Annotated in this window: 3 tRNA genes; all 3 read right to left on the reverse strand. The window is 44.2% G+C overall.

Going from position 1 to position 556, the window contains the following annotated elements:
• Positions 1-210: 210 nt before the first annotated feature.
• The 3 genes from AWW72_RS17805 to AWW72_RS17815 all read right to left on the reverse strand — a co-directional run bounded on the left by AWW72_RS17805 (position 211) and on the right by AWW72_RS17815 (position 485).
• Positions 211-285, reverse strand: a tRNA-Thr gene (locus AWW72_RS17805).
• Positions 286-296: 11 nt separating this feature from the next.
• Positions 297-372: transfer RNA gene (locus AWW72_RS17810), tRNA-Gly, on the reverse strand.
• A gap of 29 nt (positions 373-401) precedes the next feature.
• Positions 402-485, reverse strand: a tRNA-Tyr gene (locus tag AWW72_RS17815).
• Positions 486-556: the final 71 nt, after the last annotated feature.

The following is a 556-nucleotide window of genomic DNA, read 5'->3' on the forward strand; positions in this document are numbered from 1 at the left end:
CCACGTTTACGTGTGGTTTGTTACGTTCAAACTTAGCCTTAGCCATTTTGATTTTCCTCGTTTACGTCGACACCAGTTTAGAGAAAAACAACCCTGAAAAACCTTCTTTATCGACAATCGCCTAAAAAACTAGACACCTAATACTTGAAAAGCAGACTATAATAGCCTGCTTCTTTAAAATCTTGTGGATAAACCACTAAACTGTATATCTGGAGCTCTTATCGAGATTTGAACTCGAGACCTCTCCCTTACCAAGGGAGTGCTCTACCACTGAGCTATAAGAGCGACATCTTCGATGGAGCGGGAGACGAGGATCGAACTCGCGACATGCAGCTTGGAAGGCTGCCACTCTACCAACTGAGTTACTCCCGCATGTTGGTACTACTTCTATCGAAGTTAGATGGTGGTGAGAGAAGGATTCGAACCTTCGAAACTTTCGTAGCAGAGTTACAGTCTGCCCCCTTTGACCGCTCGGGAATCTCACCATATCACACTTACACAGTGCTGTTCTTTACTTTATACTATCACACTTTTAAGATGGTGCCGGCACACGGAT

The sequence above is a fragment of the Acinetobacter sp. NRRL B-65365 genome (assembly GCF_001605865.1).
In the GTDB taxonomy this organism is placed as follows: domain Bacteria; phylum Pseudomonadota; class Gammaproteobacteria; order Pseudomonadales; family Moraxellaceae; genus Acinetobacter; species Acinetobacter vivianii.